This window comes from Paenibacillus sp. E194, assembly GCF_000935845.1.
Lineage (GTDB): Bacteria > Bacillota > Bacilli > Paenibacillales > Paenibacillaceae > Paenibacillus_B > Paenibacillus_B alvei_B.
Map to the genome: position 1 here is coordinate 1 of NZ_JMDX01000329.1, position 5,316 is coordinate 5,316.

The 5,316-nt window shown below is 37.7% G+C and carries 5 protein-coding genes and 1 pseudogene; all 6 read right to left on the reverse strand.

The window, feature by feature from the left end; genetic code table 11:
* The coding region (locus AZ66_RS31675; protein WP_044357640.1) for a helix-turn-helix domain-containing protein at positions 1-96 on the reverse strand (96 nt) is incomplete at its 3' end.
* Positions 97-249: 153 nt separating this feature from the next.
* Positions 250-1,098 (reverse strand): barstar family protein, encoded by an 849-nt coding sequence (locus tag AZ66_RS26485; protein ID WP_021256075.1) that lies wholly within the window; start codon positions 1,096-1,098, stop codon positions 250-252.
* A 23-nt stretch (positions 1,099-1,121) separates the two neighbouring features.
* Entirely contained in the window at positions 1,122-1,586 is a 465-nt protein-coding gene (locus AZ66_RS26490; protein WP_156160096.1) for a hypothetical protein, read from the reverse strand.
* A 1,228-nt stretch (positions 1,587-2,814) separates the two neighbouring features.
* Complete coding sequence (locus tag AZ66_RS26500; protein WP_044357642.1) at positions 2,815-3,213, reverse strand: hypothetical protein; 399 nt, start codon at positions 3,211-3,213, stop codon at positions 2,815-2,817.
* Positions 3,214-3,228: 15 nt separating this feature from the next.
* A complete protein-coding gene (locus AZ66_RS26505; RefSeq protein ID WP_156160097.1) occupies positions 3,229-4,257 on the reverse strand; it encodes a hypothetical protein in 1,029 nt (342 codons plus the stop codon).
* A 455-nt stretch (positions 4,258-4,712) separates the two neighbouring features.
* Positions 4,713-5,316: pseudogene (locus AZ66_RS26510) on the reverse strand (IS30 family transposase); the annotation flags it as partial.

Below are 5,316 nucleotides of genomic sequence, written 5' to 3' on the forward strand. Positions count from 1 at the left end.
GCCTAATTCACGTCCAATTTCTCGTGTCGACCAGCCGAGTCGAAGAAGAGTTTCTAGTTTACTACGTTCAATTATGCTAAGATGGGAGTAGCTCATGTTAGTTCTCCTGTATGAATGGTTGTGTGGTAACTCCCATTTTACATGAAACTCACATGGGCCTTTTTATTTTCTAGCTTTCGCACTTCATATTACAATCCGTCAAACATAAATTCAACTTATATAGATAAATTCATTGATTATAAAAAATTGTTAATTCAGCACTAATATTACACCTTCATTTTCCATATTCTCAATAAGTGCTTGGAATAGGGGTCTATTCCCTACCTCTTCGAATTCTGGCTTATCTATAAGTTTATCGTCCCAACTCCTCTTATAGTTAATTTCTTTGACCCAAGAATTTATATCCAAGAATTTTCTTGCTATCTGATGATTATTCCATATAAGGGTGAAAGGTGCGGTTGCACCAAATCCTCCATAAAAACAATCAATTAGAGAGCAAATATCAAATCCATAATAACCTCCAGGCCCATTAATAGCTTCTCCTAATGCACAAAAGAAAGATGGATAATCCGTTACAAATGTTCCATCTAGGTGAAAAATTCCCTCCTGCATTTCATTACATTCCGATTTATTTATATTATAATTTTTTACAACTTTTAACCAGGATCTTCTTTCGTCTTCAGAAAGACTAGACCATTCATTCTTTTTCAATGGGGGAGAGATCCTCCAATTGTTCCAAATTTCGATTTCTTTATTAGATAATATTTCATTTAAAGAGCCCCTCCAAGTAACATCCGAAGCACTTTCTGGAACTCCAGTTTTATGATAATAAATATCATCATAAATAGAAAAACGAAACTTTCCAATTGGATTTGTATCATTATCAATGATACAAATATAGACTAACCTACTTATCGATTCTTTTCTTTTAACAAGGTATTCTTTAAATTTCTGACAAAAAACAAACTGTTTCAGTTCAATTTTATGGTAAGCTAAATCCCCATCAAAATAAATCTTACCATCCAGCCCCTCTATTTCTTTGCAATATCCAATTACTAATTCACTTTCCTCATCAAGAATAGAGAATTTAATTCCCACTTTATTTCCTCCATTAACCATTCTTATGGTTTGAATTTCCCGCCATCTTGAAACCAAGGCGATGGGAATAATTTGGGCTTACTGTAATCATGATCAACTACATAGCCAAATCTTCCGTCAGTCCTCTCTAATATCCTATGTTTAGTGCCCGGAACATCCCATTCTTTTGAACCATCCCAAACGTTATGGTCAAATAAGACAGGATTAATATCTTGAACTCGAAAACGATTAGGCAAATCCCATCTATCGATGGAACTGTAAAAATCCAGCGCCTTCGATAAATTACGATTTGCTACTCGGACATCTTGCGGGATCTTGCTCGCCGCCATTTCCACCCCTTTGTTGGGAGTCAGCAAGAATCGTACTAATGATTCTTGCTGACTCTGGGTTTCTCCAGCCTCTCGCATCGGTGAATACTTTGCCAAGCAGTATCGCAAGCCTAAATTCTGGGGCGGAATCAAAAATACACATAATAAAACCCATTCCATCTCCTCGCTTCAAACTGGAATAGGCCGTTTAAGTTATTTATCAAAATCTCATTGAGCTTGTTATTAAATTATTCTTTATTTTTCCTGAATTCTAAATCTAAATTCTTCACACTAGTTAACATTATAGTCGTCTTTCCTGAGAGCATGGCTCTTTTAAAGTCTAAATCATTTTAGGATTCTTATAACACCAATTAGGGTCATAGGGCAACGATTTCAATTTTCGCATATCTTCCCAACTATAAACCCAATTGTAATCTCCCAACCAATAATATTGCATCGGATTTAATTTTAAGTATTCATAAACGAAACTTAGAAGCAACTTCTCGTTATCGTGTACATCCTCGATACAACCAACTTGACATAAGGAAAGGGATGAATCCAACCCTAGATACTGTCCATTATTATAAAACTCAAGCCCATCATTCTTTACTCCATAATGTATATTAAGAACTTATTCTCATCAATATCTAGATCCTGCATAATACTTATAGTTGTATATTTGAAGTGGTTTTCTTCTGTAAAATACTTTTCATTTCTGTAGTAAAGCATAGCGTCAGAATGAAATGCAGCTACCATTACTGATGATAGTAAGTTGTCTGGTGAATATTTGTCTCTTTCAACTAAAAAAATGATGAAATCCCCATTTACTTTAAAACTCCTTTCAATTCTCCAAATGAGTTTACTACAATCGCCCCCATATCCTTAATCTTATTCAGTTTTTATAATTGTTCAGGGGCTAGATTAACTAGTGGCACTTCAATGTATACAATCACGTTTCTGTTCTCTGGATTCAAAAATCTTTATGATTCGTGTCTATATACTTCTCGATTTGGTCAACTTTCAAGGCACTAGCAGACAGCTAATGCGTCAACCCCTTCATTGGTATGCCACGACAAAATCGCTAAATCTTTATCATCCGTGATTTTTTAAAATATCAGCTTAGCGAGAAATCCAGTACCTTCGATAAATTTCTATCTTACGTGATCTTGCTCACTATACATCATCCTTCTATTAATGTTTCTTGACATGGAAAAAGCTTACTTCCACTAATATTGATAGAGTAAGCTTTTTAAAGTGTATCAAGTTGTCAAGTTATTTAGTGTCTAGTATATTGAGCGGATTGTACAATACTGTTATTGACTTTCAAGTGATTTTTAATATATTTTGTCACATACTTCAAAAGGCCTAAAGCCAATCAAAAATCAAATAAATGACAATTCGCTTTATATTACATATAAAACTCTTCTACCGAAATCACTTCAATTGAATTACAATGAAAATCGATAAATTGAAATCCATCATTTTCACCATACCCACTATCATCATGTACATGGTAGCGCTGGTTACTTACCAAACCCTGTTCCTTCATATCATGAACTATTAAGTCACCTGACAAAGGGAGAGTTGTTGCTTTTCGTATCGTTAAATCTTCAACATCATGATATCTAATCATTATTTTGAATGGCTCCTTTGTCTTTAATAGGGTAACATGAAAAATAAGATCCAGTGTCCCGATATAATTACCCTCAAAATCATCTTCAACATTGTATTCTATTTTTACAATTCGCTCATATACCCACGAATCGTTAAGTGTATTAGTTATCATCTCAATATTTTTGATATACACTGATTTTATCGCTCCTTAATCAATAAAAATTATTTCATTTGTCTTACGATCCACTTGACTTTTCCTCATTCTCCCCGTCGAAGAATCTCGCATATACACAATTTTTTCTTTGATGTTTTTCCCTGCATCTTGATAAATGTACTCATGCAAGTGCGGTGGATTGGGATGATGTTTTGCATTACCATGATCACTATAATCCACCCTATACTTTTGCTTTCCTGCATGATCATAAATGACTCTAGACTTTTCTACTTGTCCACTCGAACCTAAACGACTAAAATCAATTCTATCTCCTGGGGTTCCTTGCATTGGAGCATAGTTATTTTTATAGTACTCATCAGGTAAAAAGGGCTCCGTAGCAAAGTCATCAGCTTTTCGAGTCCCCTCATCACTTGCCTTCTTGCTTTTGCCCGAAGCGGATCCCGACGCTGAATTCTCCGGCTCGGTCCCCGGATAATATTTCCGCACCTCAATCTGATTCTTCGTCGGTTCAAGAGGCTTCTGCGTTGACGATTTATAGTTCACATTTGGCCCATCGTACGCCAGCTTATTCTTAGGCAATTGCCCAACGGACTTTTGTAAAGCTTCAAATCTATCATTGATAAACGTCGTCGCTTGACCCCAGTTTACCTTAATTCCCTTAATATTGCTTCCTTTCGATATTCCTTGCGGCTTGATTGGCGGTTGTGGATTACGACTGCGGGCAGCTCTAGCGCCAATAGCACCAGCTAATGCGTCAACCCCTTCACTGGTATGCTCCACGACAAAGAAGTAGTTCTGAGTCGCTATATCTGTGTCATCCTTGAATCTTTCATATATGAGCTTCGCGATTTCATTTTTCTGCTCTGGTGTTAAATGCTGATCTTCCCATGCATTATATTGTTTTATATCAATTATTTGATGGTCGAATAAGACAGGATCAATATCTTGAACTCGAAAACGATTAGGCAAATCCCATCTATCGATGGAACTGTAGAAATCCAGCGCCTTCGATAAATTACGATTTGCTACTCGGACATCTTGCGGGATTTTGCTCGCTGCCATCTCCATCCCTTTGTTGAGAGTCAGCAAGAATCGTACTAATGATTCTTTGGTCTCCGGGTTTCTCCAGCCTCTCGCATCGGTGAACACTTTGCCAAGCAGTATCGCAAACCGTAAGCCTATATTCTATGAGGGTTTAATTAATGTTTACATAGAAAAAGCCTATTAATTCTTCTTGCTTCAAATTGGAATAAGCCTTCTAAGATTAGTAAGTTTGTTGTCACTAGTGGTGGTTTGTTGGTGTAAGTTCCGTTTCGTCCTCCTTGATTTTGAGCATGCAAAAAAGCTCATCCCTACTTACGATGCAAGTGAGAAAGAGCTTTGAAGGTTTATCAAGCGTTTGGTTTGTTTGGTTGTTGTACGATCTTGTTGTTGGGAGAGGGTAAAAATAGAGTTTACACAAAATTTTCGATGATCCTTGTTAAGCCTGTGCCATATTTTTCTTAAACGACGGATTGTCAAGCTAAGTGCGACAGTTCATCCATGAAAGCTTCGTGAGCAGACATCCAACCGAGACATTTACGGGGACGATTATTAATGAGAAAGATAGCCTTGGCCAAATCTTCATCGGTGACCAAAGCAAAATCATGGCCCTTTGGGAAGAATTCTCGAAGAAGACCATTTCCGTTCTCATTAGAGCCTCGCTGCCAGGATGAATACGGATCTGCAAAGTAAACTTTGAGGTTATGAAAGTTCTCAAGGTTGGCATAACAAGCAAACTCTTTCCCGCGATCTACGGTAGCGGTTTGAAAGGCAGCTTGAGGTTATTGGCTGATAATCACACCAAAGGCAACCTCCATTGAATAGGCGGTACGGTCAGGCATTTTCAATGCGAAATAGTGCCGTGTCTTGCGCTCAATAAAAGTGGCTACACAAGCTTTGCTTTTGCCACGGCTAGAGACAACGGTATCCAGTTCCCAGTGGCCGAAGGTTTCACGCTTGCGAACCTCTTTGGGACGCTTGCTAATTGGTGTCCCTACCATGAACCGACCTCTAGTTTCCACAGGCTTCTGACGCTTGCCTTTATGCCGTAATACCTGTACATCACCGGCTGCTAACCGC